This is a genomic window from Caulobacter sp. FG7 (assembly GCF_057808875.1).
On the sequence record NZ_JBMDIW010000003.1, the window covers coordinates 75,679 to 96,730 of the forward strand.

The 21,052-nt window shown below is 65.3% G+C and carries 19 protein-coding genes; 9 read left to right on the forward strand and 10 right to left on the reverse strand.

What is annotated here, in order from left to right; genetic code table 11:
• The first annotated feature begins 102 nt into the window (after positions 1-102).
• Positions 103-1,026, forward strand: a complete 924-nt coding sequence (locus ACODR1_RS03500; RefSeq protein WP_488879217.1) for a glycosyltransferase — start codon at positions 103-105, stop codon at positions 1,024-1,026.
• On the opposite strand, the gene ACODR1_RS03505 is transcribed toward ACODR1_RS03500, so the two are convergent.
• From ACODR1_RS03505 to ACODR1_RS03520, 4 genes are read right to left on the reverse strand one after another with little or no spacing between them, the layout of a single operon-like run.
• Complete coding sequence (locus tag ACODR1_RS03505) at positions 1,023-1,604, reverse strand: SAM-dependent methyltransferase (RefSeq protein WP_101717263.1); 582 nt, start codon at positions 1,602-1,604, stop codon at positions 1,023-1,025. The genes ACODR1_RS03500 and ACODR1_RS03505 overlap by 4 nt on opposite strands.
• Complete coding sequence (locus tag ACODR1_RS03510) at positions 1,601-2,377, reverse strand: PIG-L deacetylase family protein (protein WP_488879218.1); 777 nt, start codon at positions 2,375-2,377, stop codon at positions 1,601-1,603. Before ACODR1_RS03510 ends, ACODR1_RS03505 begins: the two co-directional genes overlap by 4 nt.
• Entirely contained in the window at positions 2,353-3,456 is a 1,104-nt protein-coding gene (locus tag ACODR1_RS03515; protein ID WP_488879219.1) for an acyl-CoA dehydrogenase family protein, read from the reverse strand. The genes ACODR1_RS03510 and ACODR1_RS03515 overlap by 25 nt, the downstream gene beginning before the upstream one ends.
• 1 nt (position 3,457) lies before the next feature.
• Entirely contained in the window at positions 3,458-4,030 is a 573-nt protein-coding gene (locus ACODR1_RS03520; protein WP_488879220.1) for a ferritin-like domain-containing protein, read from the reverse strand.
• Between the two features lie 258 nt (positions 4,031-4,288).
• Here ACODR1_RS03520 and ACODR1_RS03525 point away from each other — a divergent pair, with 258 nt between their 5' ends.
• From ACODR1_RS03525 to ACODR1_RS03550, 6 genes are all read left to right on the forward strand, one after another.
• Positions 4,289-5,080 (forward strand): SDR family NAD(P)-dependent oxidoreductase, encoded by a 792-nt coding sequence (locus ACODR1_RS03525; RefSeq protein ID WP_488879221.1) that lies wholly within the window; start codon positions 4,289-4,291, stop codon positions 5,078-5,080.
• A gap of 150 nt (positions 5,081-5,230) precedes the next feature.
• A complete protein-coding gene (locus ACODR1_RS03530; RefSeq protein WP_243410510.1) occupies positions 5,231-5,581 on the forward strand; it encodes a hypothetical protein in 351 nt (116 codons plus the stop codon).
• A 51-nt stretch (positions 5,582-5,632) separates the two neighbouring features.
• Positions 5,633-6,376 (forward strand): hypothetical protein, encoded by a 744-nt coding sequence (locus ACODR1_RS03535; protein WP_488879222.1) that lies wholly within the window; start codon positions 5,633-5,635, stop codon positions 6,374-6,376.
• A gap of 65 nt (positions 6,377-6,441) precedes the next feature.
• Positions 6,442-7,677: an extracellular catalytic domain type 1 short-chain-length polyhydroxyalkanoate depolymerase gene (locus tag ACODR1_RS03540; protein WP_488879223.1), complete on the forward strand. Its 1,236-nt coding sequence runs from the start codon at positions 6,442-6,444 to the stop codon at positions 7,675-7,677.
• 235 nt (positions 7,678-7,912) lie between these two features.
• On the forward strand, positions 7,913-8,929 hold the full coding sequence (locus ACODR1_RS03545) for a glycine zipper 2TM domain-containing protein (RefSeq protein ID WP_488879224.1): 1,017 nt from the start codon (positions 7,913-7,915) through the stop codon (positions 8,927-8,929).
• A gap of 407 nt (positions 8,930-9,336) precedes the next feature.
• Complete coding sequence (locus ACODR1_RS03550) at positions 9,337-11,868, forward strand: CheR family methyltransferase (RefSeq protein WP_488879225.1); 2,532 nt, start codon at positions 9,337-9,339, stop codon at positions 11,866-11,868.
• Between the two features lie 195 nt (positions 11,869-12,063).
• Here ACODR1_RS03550 and ACODR1_RS03555 read toward each other — a convergent pair whose 3' ends face one another.
• The 5 genes from ACODR1_RS03555 to ACODR1_RS03575 all read right to left on the reverse strand — a co-directional run bounded on the left by ACODR1_RS03555 (position 12,064) and on the right by ACODR1_RS03575 (position 17,823).
• The gene (locus ACODR1_RS03555; RefSeq protein ID WP_488879226.1) at positions 12,064-12,708 is read right to left on the reverse strand and encodes a helix-turn-helix transcriptional regulator; all 645 of its coding nucleotides are present in this window, start codon (positions 12,706-12,708) and stop codon (positions 12,064-12,066) included.
• A gap of 234 nt (positions 12,709-12,942) precedes the next feature.
• On the reverse strand, positions 12,943-13,875 hold the full coding sequence (locus ACODR1_RS03560) for a hypothetical protein (RefSeq protein ID WP_488879227.1): 933 nt from the start codon (positions 13,873-13,875) through the stop codon (positions 12,943-12,945).
• The gene (locus tag ACODR1_RS03565; RefSeq protein ID WP_488879228.1) at positions 13,838-16,411 is read right to left on the reverse strand and encodes a fimbria/pilus outer membrane usher protein; all 2,574 of its coding nucleotides are present in this window, start codon (positions 16,409-16,411) and stop codon (positions 13,838-13,840) included. Before ACODR1_RS03565 ends, ACODR1_RS03560 begins: the two co-directional genes overlap by 38 nt.
• Positions 16,412-16,421: 10 nt before the next feature.
• Positions 16,422-17,114: a fimbria/pilus periplasmic chaperone gene (locus tag ACODR1_RS03570; RefSeq protein WP_488879336.1), complete on the reverse strand. Its 693-nt coding sequence runs from the start codon at positions 17,112-17,114 to the stop codon at positions 16,422-16,424.
• Between the two features lie 118 nt (positions 17,115-17,232).
• Positions 17,233-17,823, reverse strand: a complete 591-nt coding sequence (locus ACODR1_RS03575; protein ID WP_101717149.1) for a hypothetical protein — start codon at positions 17,821-17,823, stop codon at positions 17,233-17,235.
• A 655-nt stretch (positions 17,824-18,478) separates the two neighbouring features.
• On the opposite strand from ACODR1_RS03575, the gene ACODR1_RS03580 reads away from it, so the two are divergent.
• The gene (locus tag ACODR1_RS03580; RefSeq protein ID WP_488879229.1) at positions 18,479-19,135 is read left to right on the forward strand and encodes a response regulator transcription factor; all 657 of its coding nucleotides are present in this window, start codon (positions 18,479-18,481) and stop codon (positions 19,133-19,135) included.
• A 194-nt stretch (positions 19,136-19,329) separates the two neighbouring features.
• On the opposite strand, the gene ACODR1_RS03585 is transcribed toward ACODR1_RS03580, so the two are convergent.
• Positions 19,330-19,626 (reverse strand): hypothetical protein, encoded by a 297-nt coding sequence (locus ACODR1_RS03585; protein ID WP_488879230.1) that lies wholly within the window; start codon positions 19,624-19,626, stop codon positions 19,330-19,332.
• A gap of 248 nt (positions 19,627-19,874) precedes the next feature.
• On the opposite strand from ACODR1_RS03585, the gene ACODR1_RS03590 reads away from it, so the two are divergent.
• On the forward strand, positions 19,875-20,918 hold the full coding sequence (locus ACODR1_RS03590) for a sensor histidine kinase (RefSeq protein ID WP_488879231.1): 1,044 nt from the start codon (positions 19,875-19,877) through the stop codon (positions 20,916-20,918).
• Positions 20,919-21,052 lie beyond the last annotated feature (134 nt).

The window sequence follows — 21,052 nt, forward strand, 5'->3', positions numbered from 1 at the left end:
AATATTTATTTATTTCGTTGACGCCTCGGTTCGAACCTTCTTGGCTTCGAAGAGTTAGCAACCCGCCGCGCGCTTTCGCCGGATGTGAAGGAGCGGAACGCGATGCGCATGGATCTGGTCGTGAGGCGACACGTGGCGGTGGCCGTGCCTGCGCAGAACGAGGCGGCCTGGATAGAGGTCTGCCTTGGACGTTTGCTGGCGATGGAGCGCGACGAACGGATCGCCTCGCTCCGCATTGTGGTGCTGGCCAACAACTGCTCGGACGAAACCGCCGCGCTTGCCCGACGGATGGGCGCAGACGTCGAGGTCGTCGAGATGCGGTTGGCTTCGGACCAGGCGCATGCCGGCGGCGCCAGGCGAGCGGCGCTTGAGGCCGCCTCGGCCTTTCTTAGATCGCCCGAAGACCTGCTGGCGACCACCGACGCCGACACCCAGGTCGCCGGCGACTGGCTGTTACGGACGCTGGACCATGTCGACGCCGGCTACGACGCGGTGGCGGGGCTGGCGCGGCTGAAGGGGACGGAGCTTCGCGGGCTGGATCGCGAGCATCGCGCGCGCCTGGCCCTGCTTCGCCGCTACTATGCCGCCCTCGACGCCTTGCGAGCGGGGCGGAGCGGCGAGGCTTGGCCGCACCATTCCTATGAAGGGGGCGCCAGCATGGCCCTGACCCTGGGCGTGTACGCCCGGATCGGCGGCGCGCCCGCCCCGCCGGTCGGGGAGGACAAGGCGCTGTTCGAAGCCGTGCGGGCCGCCGGCGGGAGGGTTCGCCATCCGATCGACGTCAAGGTCTTTACCTCCTGTCGCCTGGCCGGTCGCGCCGTTGGAGGAACTTCCGATACGCTGGACTTGTGGGGACGCCAGGCCATCGACGAACCCATTCACGAGGCGCCGCCGCTCAATGCCGCGCTCGGCCTGGCGACATGCGGACCGGCCCTGACCTTCGCGGATCTTCCGGCCGAGGTCGACAGGGCGCGCGCCCTCGTGCGGATCGGGCGCGAGCGGCTGATGCTGGCGAAAGCCGGCTAGATCCAGCGCCACAGGTCAAGGCGATAGTCGGCGTTGCGTTGCGCCGTCTCGACGCTGATGGCCTCGCCCAGGTGGGCTCGGAGGGTCTCGACGGCCTCGTCGGCGGTCTTGGGATAGTCGGTCTCGCCCAGCCAGTGGACCAGCAGGATGCGGCCGTGCGGAACGCGCGCTGCGCCAAAGGCCTTGGCCGCCAGGGCCAGATCGGCGTCGTCCCAATAATAGGCGACCTCCGACAGCACGATCAGGTCGAAGGCGCCGGCGACGTCATCTTGGGGAATCTGAAGCTGGGCGAACTGCACATTGGCCAGGTCCGTGCAGCGCCGACGGGCTTGTTTGAGCGCAGTCGCCGAGACGTCGAGCGCCAGCAGGTGGTCGCAGCGCGCGGCCAGCCGCCGGGTCAGGACGCCGATCGAGCAGCCGACCTCCAGGCCCCGCGTGGCTTGCTCGCCGCCAAGGGCGGCGAGGGTGGCTTCATACTTCTCGCGCTCGTAATCGCTGGTTTCGAAACCCCATGGGTCGGGATTGGCCGCGTAGAGGCCCTCGAAATAGCCGGGCTCGAGCGAGCGGGTCTTCCTCAACGGCGGCACTCCAGAAAGATCTCGACCGGCCGATCGGTCAGGGCCGCCAGTTGGGGCGACACCCTGAAACTCTCGGCGGCGTCCTGGATCAGCGGCGTCATCTGGGTTTCGTGGCAGGCCAGGGCCCGTCGACGCCGAGCGATCTCGTCGCCGCACATCAGGCCCCAGACGCCTTTGGCCCCGTGGCGGTGAGCCAGGTCCGGATCGGCCCAACCCCAGACCAGGTACTCCATCTTCACCGGCTCGCGGGTGTCGATCGAGGCGATGTAGTCCGAAGCCAGAAGATTGGCTGCGACATGGTCGCAATGCTGTTCATGACGCCACGGCGCCCAGACGCTCCACGGCTTGAAGCGGTCGGACCATTCGCGCAGGTCGCGCAGCGTGTCGGCATAGGCGGCCTGATCGCGGGGGAGGGGCGCACCGTCCGGCCAGCCCACGAAGTGAACGTCGTCGGGCGGAACGCCAAGAATGTCGAGGGCCGCCAGGGCTTCTTGCCGCCGGGCGCGAGCCAGCCGCCTCGGCGGCCAGGTGGCCGAGCCCTTATGCGACCCCTCGCCGTCGGTGAGGTAGACCACGCGAGGTTTCAGGCCCAGCTTGCTCGCACGGGCGATCAGGCCGCCGCAGCCAAGCGTCTCGTCGTCGGGATGCGGCGCCAGGATCAGGAACGGCGACAGGCCGTCCAGCACCTTGGCCTCAAGATTGAAGGCCTGGTTGACCAGGGCGGCCCAGGCCGGTTCGCCAAGCGCCGTCACCACAGGGGATCGTCCGCCCATGCGTCCTGCGCCAGGAAAGCCGCCGCCGCGCGGTCCAGCGCCTGGTCCGGAACCGGTTGGCGCAGATAGAGCGCCAGATCGCGGCAGGCCTGGTCCAGGGGGTTGTCAACGAAGAAGGCTCGCGTCCCGACGCTGCGCGCAGCCGCTTCCATAACGGCAAGGCCGGCCTCCTCGACGACGCCTCGGGTCATCAGGACGAAGCTGATCGTTTCGGGTCCCGCGTTCGGGGCCTCGGCCCGATCGGCCGCCTCGCGCACCCACAGATAGGCCGATCGGGCGGCCGCCAGGGCCTTGCCGAAGCGGGCGCGGTGAATAGGGTCCTGGCCGGCAGGCGAGGCCGCCAGGTGATCGCGCAGCAGGGTCAGCACGTGCTCCACCCCGCCAAGCTGCACCGCCGTAAAGCGCCATGCGCCGGCCGAGAAGCGCGGCTCGCATTCGTAATCGCCTGGCGCGCCCAGTCGCGTCGCCGCATTCACGGGCAGGCCGGTGAGGTCGTAAGTCCCGCTGACCGTCGCCCTCATGCCCCGCACCCGCCAGGCCGATGGATCGGCGCGGGCCGGATCTGAGGCGTGCGCCAGAACCATCTGCTTGCCCTCCGACGTGGCGGCGGTCACCACGGCGATGTCTATGTGACCCGCGCCTGTCGCGTAGGACTTGGCGCCTCGAAGTCCGCCTTGGGCGATCGTCACGCCAGGCGCAGGCTCGGTGTTCCAGACGCCCAGGACCTTTCCCGCGGCCAGGTCTGCGTCCAGGGTCCGTCTCTGTTCGGCCGAGCCGTGCCAGGCGATCAGGCGGGCGGCGTTGACGTGGCCCTCGAAGATCCGGCCCAGGCTGAGGTTGGCCCGGCCGACAAGGCGCAGCGCCTCCATCAACTCGCGGGGGGAGGGCGTGTCGCCGGCCATCACCTCAAGGGCGCCGATCTGGGCCAGGAAATCGACGTCCTCGGCGGGGAAGGCGCTACGGGCGTCCAGGTCGGCGGCGCGGGACCGAATGACGGGAACGGCCTTGCGAAGGGCGGCCAGCACCTTTGCGGCCGACAGCGGGGGCGATGACGTCGCCAGCGCGACCTGTGCGGACAAGTCAGGCATCCTCGAGCATCGGCGTGCCTTCATGCGCGACCAAGAGGTCGTGCATGTCGTCGGCATGCTCTTCCTCGACGGCGAGGATGCCCTCCAGCATCACCCGCGTGGTCGGATCGTCGTCGCCGAAATAGCGGATCAGCTCGCGATAGTGCTCCACGGCGATCCGTTCGGCGATCAGGTTCTCCTTGATCATGTCGATCAGGTTCTCGCCCTCGACATATTGCGAGGCCGAACGGGTGGCCAGGCCTTCCGGACTGAAGTTCGGCGTGCCGCCCAACTGGGTGATGCGCTCGGCGACGGCCAGGGCGTGCGCGTGCTCTTCCTTGGCGTGCTCGGCGAATTCGGCCTTGGGGCCCTGGCTTGAGATGCCCGAGGCGATGATCGAGTGCAGGGTGTAGCGCAACACGCACACCAGTTCGGTGGCCAGCACGGTCTGCAGGATCTCGATGGTCTTGTTGACGTCGCCGCCATAGGCGGGCGTCAGAGCGCCGTCCTTGAGGTGTTCCCGCGCCCTGGCGCGCAAGGTCTGCACGTCGCTGAGGAAGGGCTTGTCGGCGGCCTGGTCGTTCATGATGCGTCCCTTAATGGTCCGAGCAATCCAACGCGCCGTGGCGACTGTTGATCCGGGAGGCAAGCTAACCTTGCGTTTCCGGTGGAATGTCGATTGCCCGACATAGCAAGTGTTTGGTTTGAAAGGGGGAACGCCAGGAGGACAGGGTGGTTATCTGAGCGGGAGATATCTCATGAAAAACGAAACCCTCGCTTGCTGGCTGAAAGGCGGCGCGTCGCCCGCGCCTGCTCGCAAGCCTCCTCCGCGAATGGACGCCAGATGATCGATGACCTCAGGCCGCTGGCCGTCGTCACCGGCGCTGCTTCGGGCGTGGGATATGAACTGGCCCGTCTGGCTGCCGAGGACGGCTATGACCTCGTCATCGTCGCGGACCTGTCCTCGATCGTCGAAGCCAAGGCTGGGCTCGACCAGTACGGAGGACGGGTCTATGCGCTGCAGGTCGACCTTTCGACGATTCAGGGCGTGGATGAACTCGTCGAGCTGGTCGCCGATCGTCCTGTCGACGCTCTGATGATCAATGCTGACCGTGGTCTGGGCTACGGCTTTCTGGATCAGGACTGGAGCGAGGCGCGACTGGTGATCGACGCCAACGTTATCGGCGCCGTCTATCTGATCCAGCATCTGGCCAGGGACATGCGCGAGCGCGACCGAGGCAGGATCCTGATCACGGGGTCCATCGCCGCCTTCATGCCGGGCTCGTTCCAGGCCGTCTATAATGGCAGCAAGGCTTTCCTCGACAGTTTCGCCTGGTCATTGCGCAACGAACTAAAGGACACCAGCGTCACGGTGAGTTGCCTGATGCCAGGCCCGACGGATGAAGGCGTCTTTGCCGACGCCGACCCTATGGACGCCGCGCGGCGACGACATTCCGGCAGGACCGATCCGGCGCACGTGGCCCTGGCGGGATATCGGGCCATGCAGAAGGGCGAGGGCGATGTGGTCGCCGGCTTCAAGACCAGGCTCCAGTCGGCCCTCGCGGAGGCGGCGAGGCTGGCAGCCCTGGATGATCAGCGTCTGAAGGCAATATTGCCGAGCTCCAGAAAGAACTAAATATATCTTAGTGTCAAAATTGGCGTGTCAATTTTATTTCGATCTCTTTTGTTTTCGGCATAGCTAATTATCTAGCTTCGGTATGAATTTATAATCGTGATGCAACCGTGTTTGGTCGGGAAGGCTTATCCCCTGACCTCTCGGAGATCCATGAACATGCTGAAAACCACGATTGGCGTCGCGCTCGCCGCGATGCTGCTGGCTGCTTGCGGCCAGAAGAACGCCGACCATGAGAAGGTCGAGGGGCCGGCCGTTTCCGCGCCGGCTGCTCCGGGCAATGCCGCGGTCGACACCGCGCCGACGACCGGCGAGACCGGTCCGACGCCGGGCGCCAGTTCCTACACCGCCGACCAGGCGCGGGCCGCCATTGAGAAGGCCGGCTACAGCGAGTTGGGTCCTCTGAATCAGAACGCCAACGGTCTTTGGCAGGGGAAAGCCACCAAGGACGGCCGCAAGGTCAATGTCTCCATCGACTACAAGGGCGCGATCACCGAGCTCTAGGCTCGGCCGCCCTTGCTCGCCTCAAATCACAATCTTTCTGGGAAGAACCACATGAGCAAGACCATCACCCGGCTGTTCGACAGCCACACCGACGCGCTCGCCGCGATTGCGGACCTTAACGACTACGGCGTCGCCGAAGACCGTATCAGTCTGGTCTCCGACAACACCGACAACTGGCATGACGACGGGCGCAGGGCCGGTGGTCCGCTGGGAGATCACGGTGGCGACGGTGATAACGACGTCGCCGACGGCGCCGGCAAGGGGGCGGCCGCGGGCGGACTGGTCGGCGGCGGCGCGGGCCTGCTGGCCGGCCTCGGCATGCTGGCCATTCCCGGCCTGGGACCCGTCGTCGCGGCCGGCTGGCTCGCGGCCACGGCGGTCGGAGCGGCCGTCGGCGCGGCGGCCGGCGGCGCCACGGGCGGCCTGCTCGGCGCTCTGAAGGAGGCCGGTCACAGCGATGACGAGGCCAACGTCTATTCCGAGGGCGTGCGGCGCGGCGGCGCCCTGGTCAGCGTCAGGGCGCAGGACGGCGAGATTGACGCTGTCGAGCGGATTCTCGACGAAGGGCGAGGCGTGGACGCCGCGCGTCGCGGCGAGGCCTATCGCCAGGACGGCTGGACGGGCTTTGATCCCTCGGCGGCTCCCTATAGCGCCGAGCAGATCGGTCGCGAGCGCGCCCTTTACGGCGAGGATCGCTCGTTCGCGACGCGCCGGGGCGACGACCTGCTGATCGATGACGAGGTGGTCCGACCCGAGGATCGCGGCGTCGCCGATCCGGTCCGTCGCGAGTATTAGACGCTATCGCCCCGACCTCGGCATGCCCGGTGGTCGGGGCGCCTTTTCCGTTTTCGCCGAAAGACGTGATCGAGCGTGATGGCGCCTTTGCTGCGTTGCAGCATTTGAACTGGGCGGCGGCTTTTCCGCCTCGCTGTTTTCAGGACATCACCATGCCGAGCCTCGGCGACACCACCGCTATGCTGGCGCGCCTGCGTCGCGCCTCGTTCTCCGCTCCAGACGCGATCGGGCGCCTGGAGCGCACGGACGATTTCGGCGTCAATCCTGGTCACCTGACGATGCTGAGCTATCGGCCCGAAGGCTTGGCGTCCGGATCGCCGCTCGTGGTCGTCCTGCACGGCTGCACCCAGACCGCTAGGGCCTACGCCGAAGGCGCCGGCTGGCTAGACCTGGCCGACCGCATGGGCTTCATGATCCTCGCGCCGCAGCAGGCTCAGAGCAACAATCCCAATCGCTGCTTCAACTGGTTCCTGGCGGGCGACATCCGGCGAGGCAAGGGAGAGGGCGCTTCCATCGCGGCGATGGTCGGTCATCTGCTCGACGCTCATGATCTTGATCCGCAGCGGGTCTTCGTCACGGGATTGTCGGCGGGCGGGGCGATGGCGGGGGTGATGCTGGCTGTCTATCCCGACCTCTTCGCGGGCGGCGCCGTGATTGCGGGCCTGCCTTATGGCGTGGCCCGCAACGTCCAGAGCGCGATGCAGGTCATGAACCGGCCCGCTGCTCGTTCAGGCGCGGATTTCGCCGCTCTGGTTCCCGCCTTCCACCAGGGCGGCTCCCGGCCCCGGCTGTCGATCTGGCACGGCGACGCCGACCGCACCGTGCATGTCCAGAACGCTCATGACCTGGCCCAGCAGTGGGTCGCCCTGCAAGGGCTGCCCATCGCGCCGCATCGGGTGGAGCCGCTGGCGCATGGAACCCGCTCGACCTGGCGGTCCGCCGGGGGCGAGCCGCTCGTCGAGTTGAACATCGTTCGCGGCCTTGGCCATGGCGCCCCGCTTTCCATGAAGCGCGCCGGCGATGTCGGCAAGGCGGGGCCCTTCTTGCTCGAGGCGGGGATTTCCTCGTCCCTGGAGATCGTCAGGTTCTGGAAGATCGACGAAGGGCGCGGCGAGCGGAGCGGCGATGGAGGGGCCCGGCGGGCCCTGGAAACGATCGCGCCGACGCAGCCTGCAGCCCAGCCGGAGCGTCCCGAGATCGGCGGTCTGGGAGAGGGGGTCATGAAAGCTGTCAGCCACGTGCCCGCAGGCGTCCAGGACGTAATCACCAAGGCGCTGCGTGCGGCCGGTCTCCTGAAGTAACCAGCTGTGGCTGAACAGGCGCCGCGTTTACGCTTTGCGAGGGGGGTGGTGGGTAATAATTTTGAATTATGACAATATAATTGCTGCTGACAAAGGCGATTTTGTTCCGTATTTACTGAATTAAATTAGTGCCTTCTCGTGATTTATATTTTGCTTTGCTCTTGAATATTGTTAATGAAATCGCCATTTGATGTGGGTCGGGAGGAGTATGTCTCATCCCAAGGAATCCCACAAAATGCGTATCCAAATCCTGGTCGCCGGCGTCTGCGCCGCGGCCCTCATCCCCGCCGCCGCGCTCGCGCAACAGACCTGCGAGCAGCGGCAGAGCAATCGTGTGGCCGGAACCCTCCTCGGCGCTGGTGTCGGGGCGGCGGCAGGCAGCGCCGTGGCGGGCCGCGGCGATCGTGGCGAAGGGGCCGTTATCGGCGGCATCGCTGGCGCCCTGATCGGTAATCAGGTCGCCAAGGGGCGTCCCGACTGCGCCCGCGCCTATGGCTTCTACGATAATCAGGGCGCCTGGCACGCCAACGCCGTCTCGCGAAGCGAGGCTTCCGGCTATTTCGATCGCAACGGCGACTGGGTCGACGGGGCTCCACGCGGCTACTACGCGTCCGACGGGCGCTGGATGCAGGCGAGCACCGACGTCGCGGCGTCCGGCTACTATGCCAACGGTCTGTGGGTTCCAGCCTCGGCCACCGGCTACTACGCCCAGGACGGTCGCTGGGTCTCGGCCGCTTCCGGTTACTATGACAGGTCCGGTCGCTGGATCGCGGGCGCAGCCAGCGGTCGCTACGACGCCAACGGACGCTGGATGCCGGGCCAGCCGAGCGGACGGCGCGCCGCCAACGGAGCATGGATCGCTGATCCGCAGCCGGGCTATTACGCCAACGGGCGCTGGGTGCGTGGCGAGACGGTCGGTTACTACGACGCCCGTGGCGGCTGGGTCTCGACGGATGCTCGCCGCCCGCGCGCCGACTATCCCGCCGGTCAATATCCCGACGGCCGCGGCAGGCTCAGCATCGACGATCGTCAGGCGCAACTGGCCGAGCGCATCAATCGCGGCGCCTATAGCGGTCGCCTGAGCCGGGCCGAGGCCGGCCAGGCGACACGAACCCTGGCCGCGATCGAGCGTCAGGAGCGATCGTTGCGCAACCGTCAAGGCGATCTTGGTCCCAGAGGGCGGGCGATCATCACCGCTCGGCTCGATCGGTTGAGCGACAGCATCAGCGGCGATTTCCGCGACGATCGCTGAGATCCGCAATACAGCGCCGGGCGACGTTCCTTGGAAGGTCGCCCGGAATCGCATCGTACGCCGGTCGGAGACGAACCATGCCTTATCTTTTCATCGCAGCCGCTTCATGCGTCACCCTGGCGCTGGCGCTTCCCCTTGTCTTTCGGATTCTGCCTAAGCGCGGCCTGACAAGACGGCGCCAAGTCCGCGCGTTGCCGCCTGAGAAGGCTCCCATCGATACGGGCAGTGAGGTGGCTGCTGGGTAAGCGCGACACCGCGGCTTGTGAGGGGCTGACCGCCAGGGGTGATCTGTTATGGTTGTCCTGGCGGATTTCAGATCGTCTCCTTGGGCGACTCCCGGCAAGGGCGTGGGTCCTGTCCGCCGATGCGGCGCCGAACCTTTGGGCGCTCATAAGGAAAGTCCGTCCATGTCCGCACCGGCCGCCCGCTTTCCGATCGCCGGCCTTGGTGCGTCCGCCGGGGGAATCGAGGCGTTGGAGGGGTTCTTCCAGGGCATCCAAGCCGAGGCCGGCGTAGCCTATGTAGTGGTCACTCACCTCAATCCCGAGCGGCAGAGCCTGCTGCATGAGGTCATCGCCCGCTATACCGCCCTACCGGTCGAGATCGCCTGCGATGGCGCGCAGGTCCGTCCTGACCATGTCTACGTCATGCCGGCTGACATGTTGCTGGGCATTCATGACGGTCGCCTCGTCTCCTTGAAGGAAAGCCAAGCTGGTCGAGAGCGCAAGCCGATCGATGTTTTCCTGGCGGCCCTAGCCGAGGACCAAGGCGAGTACGCCGCGGCCGTGATCCTGTCAGGCGGCGACGGCGACGGGGCGCTGGGCGTCAAGGCTGTCAAGGAGGCCGCGGGCCTGACATTGGCCCAGGCTCCCGGCGGGCACGGGCCCCGTCATCCAAGCATGCCCGAAAGCGCCATCGCCACCGGGTTGGTCGATCTGGCCGTTCCCGTCGAGGCGATGGGGCGGCACCTTGCCAATTTCGCTCGCAGCTTCGCGCTGATGGAGGGATTTCCCGCTTCGGGCGACGCCGAGCCCGCTGGTGCGCTGGAGGAGGCTCGTCAGGACATTTGCGCCACCCTGCGCACCCAGGTCGGCCACGACTTCTCCGGCTACAAGGCCAAGACGTTTCTGCGTCGCGTACAGCGTCGGATGCAAATCCGTTACTCGGCGTCGCTGGGAGAGTATGTGGAAGGCATCAAGGACGACCCCAAGGAAGTCCATGCGCTCTTTCGAGATCTTTTGATCAACGTCACCAGTTTTTTCCGCGACACGGCGGCTTTCGCCGCCCTGGAGGAAAAGGTGATACCGCGCCTGTTCGATGGGCGCGGGGCAGACGAAACCGTGCGCGTTTGGATCCCGGCCTGCGCCACCGGCGAGGAAGTCTACTCGATCGCGATGCTGATCTGCGAGTACATGGACCGGGCCAGCGTCAGTCCGCGGGTCCAGATCTTCGCCACCGACATCGACGAGCGCGCCCTGGCCGTCGCTCGGGCCGGCCGCTATCCGGATACATTTTTGGACGGCGTCTCGCCGGAGCGACGCAACAGGTTCTTCCTCTCCGAAGGGGACCTCTACGCGGTGGCCAAGGAGGTGCGCGAGCTCTGCGTATTTTCACCCCATAGCGTCGTACGCGACCCTCCATTCTCGCGTATGGACATGGTCTCCTGCCGCAATCTGCTCATCTATTTTGGCCCAGAGATTCAGGGCCGAGTGATCCCGACGTTCCACTATGCTCTTCGCCCTGGAGGCTTCCTCTTCCTGGGCATGTCCGAAAACGCCAGCCAGTTCGGCGAACTTTTCACGCCCATCGACAAAAAACATCGCATCTTCCAGGCTCGCGAGGGGATCGCCGCTCCCGTGCGGGGGCCGCTGATGATCGTTGACCGTAAGCCGGGCTATTACATCGACGACCAGCGTGCCAAGTCTGGTTCTGCTGCGGGTCTTGCCCTGCGCCAGTCGGTGGAGAGCCAGGTGCTCGAGCGGTTCGCTCCGGCCCATGTCGTGGTCAATCGTGACGGTGATGTCGTCTACTATTCCGCCAAGACCGGAAAGTATCTGGAAGCGGCCATGGGCGCCCCCAATCGCCAGTTGCTGGCCATGGCTCGTAAAGGCTTGCGCCTGGACCTTCGCACAGTGTTGCGACAGGTTCAGGAAACTGGGCAGCCCACCCTGCGGGAAGGCATGGTCCTGGAAAGCGGAGACGGTCGCGCTCAACGCGTCAGGATCGATGTGGAACCGCTCGCGGGGCGCGCCTCGAGCGAACCTCTGCTGCTGGTGATGTTCACCGATCAAGGCGATCCATTTGACCTGAAGGCCGAGACGGGCGTGGTTCGTATCGACCGGGCCGGAGTCGTCCACCTTGAGCATGAGTTGCGTGATACGCGCGAACGACTTCAGGCCCTGATCGAGGAATACGAGACCGCCCTGGAGGAGTTGAAGTCCTCCAACGAGGAGCTGATGTCGGTCAACGAGGAGTGCCAGTCCTCGAACGAGGAACTTGAGGCCTCCAAGGAGGAGCTCCAGTCGCTCAATGAAGAATTGCAGACCGTCAACCTCGAGCTGAACGCCAAGGTCGAGGCGCTGGATGAGGCGCATGCCGACCTGCAGAACCTGTTCGAGAGCAGCCAGATCGCCACGGTCTTTCTCGGCGAGGGGATGGTGATCCGCAGCTTCACGCCTGCGATGGCGCAGCTGTTCAACATCCTGCCTACGGACAAGGGCAGGCCGATAACCGACCTCACCAGCCGGGTGGCGCTGCCGACCTTGGCGGCCGACGTCACGGCCGTGTTCGCCGATGCGCGGGTGATTGAGCGCCGCGTCCGCGACGAGGAACAGGATGCGGACTATCTGATGCGCTTGGCCCCCTACCGGAACCAACTGCAGCGACCGAGCGGCGTCGTGGCCACTTTCCTCGACGTTCGTTCCATCACCCGCGGCTAGACGCTGGGCGCGCTGAGGTGAAACCGTAACTGCGACGGTGGAGCAGCCAGATGCTGACCGGCTTTTGGCGAGACGCGGGTCACCCGACCACTCCACCGTCCAGCCGCCGCCCTTGGGGGAGGGCGACAGCCCCGACGCCGTACACGGGGGTATGGGACGGCGCCTAGCTTGCGGCCCGCAGCGGGCCGGATCGGTTCAACTGGCAAGCTGGAAGCTGAGTCTCAGCGCGCCGTTTATCCCTTTGACCCCCATGCGCATGCAAATCGCACGCAGGTGCGCGCGTACCGTGTGGATCGACATGTCCATCTTGCGCCCTATGTCCTTTGGCGCCTCACCGCAGGTAAGATGGGACAGCACCGAGGTTTCGGCGCGTGTCAGGCCGAAGACGGCTCTCAAGGGTTCGATCGCCTCGGCGCTGATGGACCGTGCGGGGCGGGCGGTGGCGAACACTCTTGCGTCCAAGCCTGGAAGAGTGGCGAGGTCCAGCAGGCACCAGGCGTCGTCTCCGGCGCGGAACAGCATGCGGCCGTTCGTTTGACGGTCGTCGGCGAGGCGGGCGATCAGGACGTCGAACTCGGCGCGATTGCGATGCGAAGGGCAGATGAAGACGCCGCCCGAGCCGAGGACGCCCGCCGCCGTCAGAAGCCTGGCCGCACCATTGGCGCGCAGGATGTTTCCCTGATGATCGAGCACGTATCGCGCGATGCTGTCGTGTTCGAACCAGTTGGCGCAGTCTTCTTGAGGCGCTGGGGCTTCAAGCGAACAGGGCTCGACCGCGATCCGGTCCGCAGCCGTGGGGGCGTATTGATCGAGCGTCGGCGCGATATCTTGTTCGTACATAGGTGCCCCTCCGAACACGTGATTTCGACCGGGTTCGGCGAGGCGCGTCGCACCGGTATGGTCTCCGAGTTTACGCAATCGCCTCCCAGGAACAGGGAACGTCGCCCGAAATATTCGGGAAGCAGACGTGATCTGTGGTGGAGGTTGAACAGCCAAATCCCGCCACGATTGGTACTACGTCGCGTCTGGCGGGGTAACCGATATGATTAGTTACCCCAGTTTGGGGATGCCGGCTCAATTTGGCGAGATATCGATAGTGACCACGTCCTGGTATCGTCCGGCCATCTGTCCGGTGACCGTTCCAAGCTTGAAGAGCATCGGCAGCGATGCGCCAGCCAGGGTGCGCGGCGGGTCGATCGCGCGTGACCAGGTATCGGCCAAGTCGATCGGCGCGCCTTCCAATTCGATAGCGTAGGGGACGGTCGAGTCCGTCACCACGTCTCCCAGGCGTCGCATGATCCCGCCATGCTGGGACTTGATGGTCAGAGTGGAAGGGGCGTTGGCGCGCACCTGAACGAAGATGTTCCGCGTCGCGCCGGTGACCGCCTCGCCGAAATCCACCACCTCGACGCTCGAGCCCGATCCGAACACGCCTGCGGCGCCGGCGAGGTTCAACTGCGCGCGCGGCGTCGACACCAACTGCACGCGAATGGGGATCGACGGCAACAGGGTGTTGCCGTCGACATCCTCGACCAGGAGTTTGAGGTCGCTGGTATAGGTCCCGGCCTCCGGCACCGCGTCAGCAGTGATGGCGGCGTCGAACTGGGCCTCGGCCGTCGAGTCCTTCGGGACGAGAAAGATGAACGCGCCTGGCTTGACGTCGGAGGCTCTCAATCCCGACAGCTCGCGTGGCCGCAGCCGTATGCCGACTCCACCGAGCGACAGGTCGTCGGCGAAGGCGCCGTTTTCGCTGGTGAGTGTAAGGCGCAGGTCGCAGTCGGCGCCGCCCTGGTTTTTGAATTTCAAGTCCAACGCGCCTGTCGAGGGGCCGGAGGCGAATGGATTGTAGTCGATGATGACCGTGCCAGGATCGCCGGCCAGCGCCAAGGCGCAGGCTTGAGCTCCCGGGGCGGCGGCTAGAACCAGCGCGGCGATCAGCAAAGCCAGGCGAGGCCGTCGGTCCGGTTGATCAAGGCATGGGCTGAGGTATGCGGATTTCGCCGACATCGACTGTTCCTTCCACATTCGCCGGAATGTTGATTTCGCCCACGATCTGGCCGCGGATCAGCAGCCGGTAGCGACCGGGAGACAGGCCGTCGGCGACGAAGCGGCCGTTGCGATTGGTGAAGAAGGGGCGTCCCGCCGCGCCCGGCGCGCCGCCGACGGCTTCGATCATGCCGCCCATCAGGCCAACCGGTCCCGACGGGGATGTCAGGACGCCACGCGCGGTACGCGAGGCGTCGCTGCCGACGACGATGCGATATCCATTGCCGAAACCGGGAAAGGTGCTGACCACGCCGGCGCCGAGATCGTAGCCAGGAGGGAGCGGGTTGGCTTCGATCTCATAGCGCCGTACGCCATAGCCACGATCGATGCCCGCAAGGGCGGGGCCTAGCCAGCCGCTATGCGCCACGGGATGGCCGCTGGCGTCGGTGAGGCTGATCCGTGATCTGGCCAGGGTCGGGTGCGGGGTGGCCAGAATGAAGCCTTCGCGCGCGGTCCGCCCGACGCCGAAGGCGCCATCCGTGTAGCCGATCATGGTCGACAGTCGCCACAGCGACTCCTGCCGTGTCGTCCCGCCTGGGGCCGACGACACCAGGCGGTTGGACACGAGTTCGGCGTCGAAGCGATTGTTGATATAGCGGACGTCGGCCGCGATGGTCTTGTTGTCGCGGTCTTGCGAGAGCCGCAGATCGCCGCTGACATCGTTCAAGCGGCCCGAAGAGGCACGGGACACGCCGACTTCCCGGAAACGGTTCGCACTGTCATAGCGCGCCGCCGTGCTCCAGCGCCCGCCAAAGCGCGAGGTCAGGGTTACGCCGACACGGTCTTCTTTCTGTCCGTCGTTCGCGGAGCCGCGCTGCCAGGCCAGATTGACGGCGAAGCGCTGGAAGCTGCGACCGAAGGCCAGGCTGTAGTCCGTGCGATCCGGCCGTTCGCGCCCTTTCACGAAGGCCACGCCGGCGTTGACGGAGTAACGCCCGGATCTCACCAGCAGCCTGGTCGCGGCGCGCCATCGTTCGCTGTTGACAGCCGACGTGTCAAAGGCGCTCTGGAAAAAGCGGCTGGTCGCCTGGGCCGAGGCGACGAAACGGGCGTCCACCTTCCTGCGGAAGGCGACCTCGCGCAGGTAGTCGACCGATGCGACATGGCCGCTCCTGCCCGTGTCGCCGTTATGGCTGGCCGCCCCGCTGAGCTGGATCAGGCCGGCCGGAGACCCCCAGGTCGCCAGGCCGCCGACCTGGCCGCGGCCGTTGGCCGCCTGAGCGTTGGCGCCGACGGTCAGCACGTCGCTGAGGCCCTTGCGTACGAAGCCGGTCATGGCGGGCGCCGAGCCGTATTCGAGCTGGTCGCGTTCCAGTACGCCGACCGAAACGCCGAAATCAACCACGCCGGGATCGAGCAATCCTGTTCCGCCGAAGAGATCGAACACGGCGATCTCGCGCTGGCCGTTGTCGTCCTCGACCAGAAGGCGGACCGTGTTGGCGCCTTGGCCGAATGGAAAGTCGCCCAGCGAGTAGGGGCCCGCATCCAGGCGGATGCGCTCGGTGACGATACCGTTGACCTCGACGACGACCAGCGCGGGTCGCTCTAGAATGAACTGGCGACGCCCCGCCGGGCGGACGTTCTGGAAAGGGCGGATCGTGGAGTAGGCTCGCGCAACAGAGACTCCCAGAAAGCGTCGAGAGCCTTGAAAGCTCTCCACAGGCGGGGCGAACTCGCCGGCGGTGATGCGCACGGCCGACTGGAAGACGTCCTTGGTCAGCCGGATCTCGCGTCGTCGCCAGCGCTGCTGGGAACTGCCGCCGTCGTAGTCGACGCCCGTCGTCAGGGTGACGCCGTCGAAGCCTCCGAAGTTGGCGAACATATCGACGCCGCCCTGTAGCGGCGAGAAGCGGCTGTCAGTGTGGGAATAGAGTTGGGCCAGAGTGATGTTGGCGCCAGCGGCGAAGCGCCTCGGCTGGTCGAAGGCCTTGGGGTCGACGTTCTCGTTCTGGGAGAAGCTGACCCTGCGCTGGGCGCGGTCCTGGGGGCTTAGAGCCGCCACGAATGTTAGGGCCAGCGGATCGAACGACAGGGAGAAGGTCGGGCTTCTAAGATCGGCCATGGCGACCTTGGCCTGGGCGGCGATCCGGCTGGAAAGGGTCTCGCGCATGGCGGGCGACAGTTGCGGGCCTAGCAGATCCATAAGTGCGCTGGCGTCGATGAGACCTTCGCCCTGGGCATCGACCTCCCCGCTGACGTCGCCTAGGTATTTGCCGTCCAGCGTCAATGGACCCTGGATAGGATTCAGCACTGGCGTGGGTCTGGTCGAGGGGGACTGATCCTGGCCGCCAGCGAAGAGGGCGGGGCCCACCCCGGGAGGCGTGTCGGCAGCGGCGATGAGGTGGAACGGCGCTGTCTGTATGGCCCCGTCGGCCATCTGGAATGCGCCGGCGTCGACGACGGAAGCCAAGCCGCCGCCCAGGCAGGCGACCGCGCTCAGCCGGCGAAACGCGCCTCGTGCGCCGGACCGCCCGCCGGCGCGCGCTTTGCGTGCCATTGTCCCGTCCTCACAGCAGCGCGATCGAAGCGGTGATTTGGCCGTCGACGGTCGAGATCAGACGCGCCGGTATCCGGATCTGGCGCGTGGAGCCGGCTGCCATGACGCTGACCTGACCAACATCGACGTCCGCGGCCGGCACTTCGTGGGCTCGGCCGTCCGTCGTGGTCAGGGTGATCCTGGCTTCGCGCAGGTAGGCAAAGCCGGTCCCCGAGTTTCGGGCCGACAGGACGAGGTCGCCGTTCGGCATGCGCGACACGGCGGTCACCTCGACGGCGGCGCGGGCCTTGGACGGCGCCACGAAAACATAGGTGTTGATCGTGAAGGCGACCTGGACGTCGGCGCCCGCGCCCGCGTCGGTCGGAGTCGTCTGCATGTTGATCGGCAACTGTGCCGCCCGAACCAGGTACATTCGGCCTTCTTCGACCGGGTCGCCCATATAGCGGACCTGGATGACCTGCTCGCGGTTGGGCGGAATGACCGACTGGACCGGAAAGGTGACGATGTCGTTGTCTTCTTCCACCAGGCTGCGCGCGCCGGCGGAATCGACCTGCATGCGATACACCTCGATCTCAACCGTAGCCGGGACGGCGCTGGTGTTCCTGACGGTCATCCGGTAGGCGGATCCGGCGCCTGCTGGCGTGATCTTGGACACCATCGGTGAGACGTCCATGGCCCGGGCCGGCGCTGTCGCGCAGATCATCAAGGCCGCGGTCGTCAGGAATGTGGCTGCTGATCTTCGACTTTGCATGTCGCTCCCCCTGCGAAAATTTCGGAAAAGTCGGGGAGGCGGCCAAGGGCCGCTCCCCCGTCCGGTTCGATCAGGCGGGATCGAGCGAGAAAGTGAAGGTTTCGGTGTAGGTGCCGGCCGGAGCGGAGGCCGCGCCAGGACCGGACGGCGACGCCGCGCAGCCCGAGGAGCCGGGGTTGGTCGGGTCGCCCTGGGTGCCGCCGACGCCGGGGCCGCCCGGGACGTTGTAGCAGAGGTTCAGGAACAGATCGCCGTAGATGCCGTCGGCGAGCTTCTGGCTGTAGCCGCCCGAATTGGTGATGATCGCCGGGCTGCCCGGCCAGGTATCGACCGCGGCGAAGCCCAGGCTGGGGATTTCCGGCACCGACAGGTCCCAGTCGTAGTTGATCAGCACGCCGCCCGGGGACTTGAAGTCGCCGTTGGCGGCGCTGGACGTCAGTTTGGCGCCGGTGGCGGCGTTACACGACATCCGCAGGGTCGTGACCTTCTGGCGGGCGCCGTTGGCGACGGCGACGTTGCCGCCGGCGACGTTGGCCAGCCCGATGCCGCAGAAGTTGGTCACGCTGGTCGAGACGGTCACGTTGGTCTGAGCGCTCGACACGGCCGGGATGGCCAGCAGGGCCGCGACGGCGGTTGCCGCCGCAACGATGTAGGTACGCATCATGTCCTCCGAATATTTAGGTGCCCCGCCTCAATGATTGAATGCAGGAGGTCGCGACTTCGATCGCGGCGATGGCATCTATTCAATGTCGAGCGTTCTCCGCATCGTCGAAGGCGGTAGTCGTTATCGCCTAGTCAAATTTTGTAGAGGTTCAGGCGGAGGTAATATTTATAAGGCGGCCAGTATAATTTTCGCGTTTGAAGTAATGTGCCGGATGATGGGTTGCTGCGTGAACTCCCTCCTCGGGGGGGCTTGGTCGAGCGGCGCAGCGGCTCGTGGGGGCTGGCGCTACTGGTTGGCGCGACTTCGTGCGGGCTCGCTCTTTAGCTGGGAGGGGCGACTTTCTAGTGATCGCCCTTGGGTTGTATTTTTGCTTCCGAGAGAGAACTATTCGGCGCATTTTCATTCGTGTCTCACAATATTAATTGAGTTTGCGTCATGTGATCATGGCTGGGTGTCGGCTTAGTCTAATTGTTAAAAATCCAGATTTTTGTATCCTTGTATTTATTTTGACTTACTGATGTGTCACCCGGATCGGGTATGCCAATTCGATTATTAATGGTTAGAGTGGATCGTAGGGCTGGTGTGCGAGTTCTTATGCTCGATGCATGGGTCGAAGTCGTATCAAGCGACGCGGCCGACGAGGGAGGAAGCGATGAGGGTGGGCGTCTCGGGCTTTGTCGCCATGGGCGATGAGGCCGACGATCTGGATTCGGAGCAGACGGTCTTCATGTTCGAAGATGAGTTCGGAATACTCCCCGCCTGGTCACGCGCGATCACGGCCTGGGTCAATACCGATCCCCGGGCCAAGATGTTGCTCTCGCGATCCGGGCGTATCCATTGGGCCAACGACGCCGCCTACCGGATGGTCCGTGATGGCGGCAGCTTCAGGGCCGTTGAGGACAACTTGGTTTCAGGGGATCCTGCGACGGCCGCGATCCTCGCGCGATTGCTTCAGGAGGTCGGGCTGGACGTGGCGCTCTATGCCATCACGCCAGCAGGCGCTGGTCAGCAATGGCTATTATGGGCGCAGCAACTGATTATTGGTGACGACGCCAGCATCGGCTTCGCCGCTCATCGTATGGCCGGGCCGGTTTCCTACGAGGCGATGCTTCAGATCCATCACCTCACGCCTTGCGAGGCGCAAATCGTTTCGATGATGCTGACGGGGCTGGAGACGGGAAAGATCGCCCAGAAGCAGGATATCTCGATCGAAACCCTGCGCACCCACATCAAGCACGCCTATCGAAAACTAGATGTCAAGAGTCGCGGAGAGCTTTTTGCGAAGGCTGTCGATTTTGCGGGATTCTAATCCTCTACCATAAAATAATAAATCGTATTCAACCACGAGAGTGGCGGTAAAAATATGTGCGCGATGCTCATCATTGCGACAAATTTATATGGCTTAGCAGGATTGTTGTATTTGATCTAAGCTCGTGGCTGCTATTTATCCTCGTGCTTTTTTCTAGTGTTCTGGGGCGTCGTTGCTATCGGATGGGCCGATGTTCACCGCGGCGGCTTCACCCTCAAGTCCATGCCGAGCGTCGGGCCGATGCCGTCGGGGTGTTCGCCGAACGGGTTGAGGCGACGGCGATGGGCGATGGCCTCGAGCCGGGTTCGCAGATCATCATCGATGACGATGGCTTGCTTGGCGCCGTCATCGTTGTCCAGACCGCCTTGGGAGGCGACGAGAACCTCGCCGAGGGCGGCCAGAAAGGCTTCGTCCTCCGGCGTTCCCTCGGCCGGCGGATTGTCGAGGTGGCTGAGGACCACTTCCAGCGCGTCTTCGAAGGTCGGTGACATGGCGAGCCCTTTCGAAACCCCGAGCCGGGGAAGGCGCCAGCGAAAGCCGCTCCAATACAAACGTTCAAGCGACGCTATGGTTCGGGATCCCGCTGCGCGGTTTCGTCGCCCGGGTCTGGTCGTCGGAGCCGATCCCGATTTGTGCTAGAACTAAAGCTTCGGCGCGGCGTTGAGAGTCCGGCGCAAGCGCCGATCTCTCGCCCGGGAACGGCTGTCGTTTCGAGAGCCTTCGGGTCGTGGATCCCCCTATGCTCGATGAGGCTCGCCCCGTTCCGTCGCCCATCGACGCCCTGGCCCAGGCCCTGGTGTCCTCATCGGATGCGCCCATACTTCTGCTCAATGGCGACTTCAGGATCGTCGCGGCGAGCGAGTCCTTCGCCGAAGCCTTTCGCATCGACGTGGAGAAGGCGGTCGGCCTGTCGGCGTTCGTCCTTGGCCAAGGCGAATGGAGCGCGCCGTCGTTGCGCGACTTGCTCGCCGCCGCGCTGAAGGGGGGCGGCGCCGTCGAGGCCGGTGAGATGGATCTGGTCCGAGCTGGCGAGGACGCCAGGCGGCTGGTGATCAGGGCGCGCCGGCTCGACTACGGCGATCCTTCCAACCCGCTTCTGCTTCTGACCATCTTCGACGTGACGGACGCGCGCCTCGCCGACCGCGTCAAGGACGACCTGGTGCGCGAGAAGGCCGTGCTGTTCGACGAACTGCAGCACAGGATCGCCAACAGCCTGCAGATCATCGCCAGCATCCTGATGCAGTCGGCTCGCAACGCGACGTCCCCCGAGATCCGCGCCCATGTCGCCGACGCCCACAGTCGCGTGATGTCGGTCGCCGCTCTCCAGCGTCAACTGGTGGAGTCGGGGGAGGGGGAAGTGGAGTTGAAGGCCTATTTCAGGGCGCTGTGCGATGGCATCGCCGCCTCGATGGTCTCCAACCCCGAGAAGTTGACCCTTTCGGTCGTCAGCGACGAGCACTGGGTGGCCGCGGAGGTTTCGGTAAGCATGGGGCTGATCGTCACCGAGCTGGTCATCAACGCCCTCAAGCACGCATTTCCAGGTCGCGAGGGCGGGCATATCTGGGTGGAGTACAGCGCCTCGGAAGGCGGCTGGACGCTGTCGGTCGCCGACGACGGCGTGGGCATGCCGCCCGCAAGCGGATCCGTCAGGGTTGGCCTCGGCTCGAGCATCATCCAGGCCCTGGCCAAGCAGTTGAGGGCCGAGGTCGTCGTGGATGGTTCCGGACCGGGTGCCCGCGTCGCCATTGTCCACCAGCCGCAACTGCAGGCTCAGAACGCGTGAAATTCGCGTCAGGGCAAAGCCCAGGCGCAGCTGATGGGGCGACTCTTCGCCTGAGACGAACACCGCTCAGCGGGCTTTATCGTCAACAACCGACCTGCAATTTGGCTCAATGCGCGCCCAACCGCCTCGCGGTC

Excerpts from the sequence above, each read along its gene's own strand:
- ACODR1_RS03585 (WP_488879230.1), bottom strand. The coding sequence starts at position 19,626 with ATGTCACCGACCTTCGAAGACGCGCTGGAAGTGGTCCTCAGCCACCTC.
- ACODR1_RS03525 (WP_488879221.1), top strand. The coding sequence starts at position 4,289 with ATGATCGATGACCTCAGGCCGCTGGCCGTCGTCACCGGCGCTGCTTCG.
- ACODR1_RS03545 (WP_488879224.1), top strand. The coding sequence starts at position 7,913 with ATGCGTATCCAAATCCTGGTCGCCGGCGTCTGCGCCGCGGCCCTCATC.
- ACODR1_RS03575 (WP_101717149.1), bottom strand. The coding sequence starts at position 17,823 with ATGCGTACCTACATCGTTGCGGCGGCAACCGCCGTCGCGGCCCTGCTG.
- ACODR1_RS03565 (WP_488879228.1), bottom strand. The coding sequence starts at position 16,411 with ATGGCACGCAAAGCGCGCGCCGGCGGGCGGTCCGGCGCACGAGGCGCG.
- ACODR1_RS03590 (WP_488879231.1), top strand. The coding sequence starts at position 19,875 with ATGCTCGATGAGGCTCGCCCCGTTCCGTCGCCCATCGACGCCCTGGCC.
- ACODR1_RS03520 (WP_488879220.1), bottom strand. The coding sequence starts at position 4,030 with ATGAACGACCAGGCCGCCGACAAGCCCTTCCTCAGCGACGTGCAGACC.
- ACODR1_RS03555 (WP_488879226.1), bottom strand. The coding sequence starts at position 12,708 with ATGTACGAACAAGATATCGCGCCGACGCTCGATCAATACGCCCCCACG.
- ACODR1_RS03510 (WP_488879218.1), bottom strand. The coding sequence starts at position 2,377 with ATGGGCGGACGATCCCCTGTGGTGACGGCGCTTGGCGAACCGGCCTGG.
- ACODR1_RS03580 (WP_488879229.1), top strand. The coding sequence starts at position 18,479 with ATGAGGGTGGGCGTCTCGGGCTTTGTCGCCATGGGCGATGAGGCCGAC.
- ACODR1_RS03500 (WP_488879217.1), top strand. The coding sequence starts at position 103 with ATGCGCATGGATCTGGTCGTGAGGCGACACGTGGCGGTGGCCGTGCCT.
- ACODR1_RS03560 (WP_488879227.1), bottom strand. The coding sequence starts at position 13,875 with ATGTCGGCGAAATCCGCATACCTCAGCCCATGCCTTGATCAACCGGAC.
- ACODR1_RS03550 (WP_488879225.1), top strand. The coding sequence starts at position 9,337 with ATGTCCGCACCGGCCGCCCGCTTTCCGATCGCCGGCCTTGGTGCGTCC.
- ACODR1_RS03570 (WP_488879336.1), bottom strand. The coding sequence starts at position 17,114 with ATGATCTGCGCGACAGCGCCGGCCCGGGCCATGGACGTCTCACCGATG.
- ACODR1_RS03530 (WP_243410510.1), top strand. The coding sequence starts at position 5,231 with ATGAACATGCTGAAAACCACGATTGGCGTCGCGCTCGCCGCGATGCTG.
- ACODR1_RS03535 (WP_488879222.1), top strand. The coding sequence starts at position 5,633 with ATGAGCAAGACCATCACCCGGCTGTTCGACAGCCACACCGACGCGCTC.